This window comes from Acinetobacter sp. EKM10A (assembly GCF_011075215.1).
GTDB lineage: Bacteria > Pseudomonadota > Gammaproteobacteria > Pseudomonadales > Moraxellaceae > Acinetobacter > Acinetobacter baumannii.
Genome location: NZ_JAALLK010000037.1, coordinates 1 through 2,590 on the forward strand (window position 1 = coordinate 1; position 2,590 = coordinate 2,590).

The following is a 2,590-nucleotide window of genomic DNA, read 5'->3' on the forward strand; positions in this document are numbered from 1 at the left end:
ATTGATGTTTATAACATCATTTGGGGAGCAAAATATCACTTATAAGTGTTGTTCAAATTTCCTGATCCACCTCTAAAATATAAGCTTGGCAAAACAAATATTGAGCTCTTAAACTATCGGATATTGATATGATCATCATGACCTATATATTTACTCAATATAATCATCAAATAGTGCAATCAAGTTAACCTAATATAAAAGCTTATTTTCAATAAAAAACACATCATAATACCCCCTTGCCTTTTAACCACAAAAATATTGAAGTTATTATTTAGAAGCAATTAATAGAAAAATAAACAAATCTTTTTTAAACAAGCTACTAATAAAAATATCTCCATCGAAAATAAAGTATAAAAATTCAAAAACCATTTAATAAAGTATCAATAGAGTTAAAATACATATAGCTTACTTTTAATTTTAAAGAGGAATACAAGAAATAATTTCTTGTATTCCTGTTATAAGATTGGGAGAACCAAGTTGATAATTTCACCCATTTCTTTGGATCTATTAATTTAAGTTTCGACTTTACTTATTTGAGCTTAGCCATTTGGTCGAGTCACAATCGGGAAAATTGAATCTGGACGTTTAAACATTGCAAAGAATTTTCCAATTTTCAGTGGATTACCTTTGACTTTACTGTCTTTAGAAAGCAGGACTTTTACCCCTTCTATTTGACCTGTAATCATTTTTAGATATAAGGGCTTGGTTAAGGTTAATGTAGGGCAATCCAATGCCAAATCTTTACTTTCATCATAACGCTTAAACTGCATGACTGAGTTTTCAACCCATAATGAAAAATGCTCTTTGGTATCCGACAAAACCAGATTGATACACTGGTTTTCATTTTTTAAATTTTCCACATCTAAATTTGTCGCCATAGCTTCAAGAAATCTTTCAGTTGGTGTATGAATCAATAAATCACTCGGATCAGAAGTATTTTGTAGGGGTACATTATTTTGTAGCTCTTGAGCGCCCACCAAAAAGAAATTACGCCAAGTTGAAGCCTCAGCAGCATAGCCCAATTGACGATAAGTATTCGCCAATAAGTCTTTTGCTTGTTGGTTTTGAGGGTTATTCAACACAATATGTTTTAAAATCTCGGCAGCCCATCTATAGTCAGCTTGAGCGTAGGCATCCCGCGCATTTTTCAATGCATTGTTCTCCCCACCTGCTAACTCAATATATTTTTTTGCAACAGCTTTAGGGGGTAATGGATCTAAATTGGAAGGATGGGCATCGAACCATCCCATATAATATTGGTATACTGCTTTTACATTATGTTTTAGGGTTCCATAATAGCCATGAGCATATAGTTTTTGATCAAGTGCCGCTGGAAGCTTAATTTTTTCGGCAATTTCAGCGCCATTAAAACCAGAGTTCATATATCTCACCGTCTGATCATGCGTGAACTTATAAACATCTCGCTGGGTTTTAATAAAATCTTGAATATTGTCATTGCCCCAGACAGGCCAATGATGCTGTGCAATCAATACATCGGATGCTTTGGCATGCTGCATTGCTTGGTCTAGATAGCCCACCCATTTTAAGGCATCACGGACTTTAGCACCCCGAAGGGTATAAAGATTATGCATGGTATGAGATAGAATTTCTGCGCCGTTATAAAGTTTCAATGATGGGATAGAGAACGTTAATTCTGCTGGTGCTTCTGAACCCGGCACGTTATAAAACACAAAATCCAAGCCATCAACCGTCATTTTCTGTTCTGGTTGAGTGATCAGTTGTGTAGGCTCAAGGATGCCCATTTTTCCCACAGCAACAGCCTTACCTAAACCTGTATCCACCAATCCTTCCGCATTTTTAGGTAGAAAAGTTCCATACATATAAGTCGCACGACGTATCATGGCTGAACCTGCCATCACATTTTCACTGGTCGCTTCTTCCATAAAGCCTTTTGGCGCAATAATTGGAGTTTTTCTAGCGTTAATTTCTTCGCTAGAAAGAACGCCTAATGCACCACCAAAATGATCGATATGGCTATGGGTAAAGATAATGGCTGAAATTTTTTGCTCACCTAAATGCTGTCTAGCAAATTTAAGTGCTGCTTCAGCCGTTTCTTTAGAGGTTAATGTATCCACAATAATCCAGCCAGTATCACCCTGAATGATGGTCATATTTGCCAAATCAAAACCACGAATTTGCCAAACTCGATCTGTTACTTTAAATAGCCCAACATTGTTGTTTAATTTTGCTTGTCGCCATAGAGTGGGATTAACGGTATTTGGTGCTTGATCTTGTAAAAAACTAAATGCATCAAAATCCCAGATAACATTGCCTTTCTCACTTTTAATTTGACCTGTTGGCTTGGCAATAAAGCCCTTTTGAGCCTGATTAAACTCAGTCATATCCTCTAAGTTATACTTCGCCTTATATGTATTATTTGATTCAATGACCGCTTTTTCTACTACAGTATTTGCTGCAAAAACAGAAAATGGCAGAATAAGCATCAATGAAACTGTTAAAAACTTAATTTTCATCTTCTTTCCTTTTTTTAAATAAGAGGTGGTCCCACATGTTTGAACAACTAAAAGCTTATTTATAAGTGATACTCTGCTCTAGTTAAGCTACCTTA

General features: G+C 35.6%; 1 protein-coding gene. It reads right to left on the bottom strand.

The features are described 5' to 3' along the window. Window positions 1-539 precede the first annotated feature (539 nt). The gene (locus G9371_RS18950) at window positions 540-2,495 is read right to left on the bottom strand and encodes an alkyl/aryl-sulfatase (protein ID WP_000693745.1); all 1,956 of its coding nucleotides are present in this window, start codon (window positions 2,493-2,495) and stop codon (window positions 540-542) included. Between the last annotated feature and the right edge of the window lie 95 nt (window positions 2,496-2,590).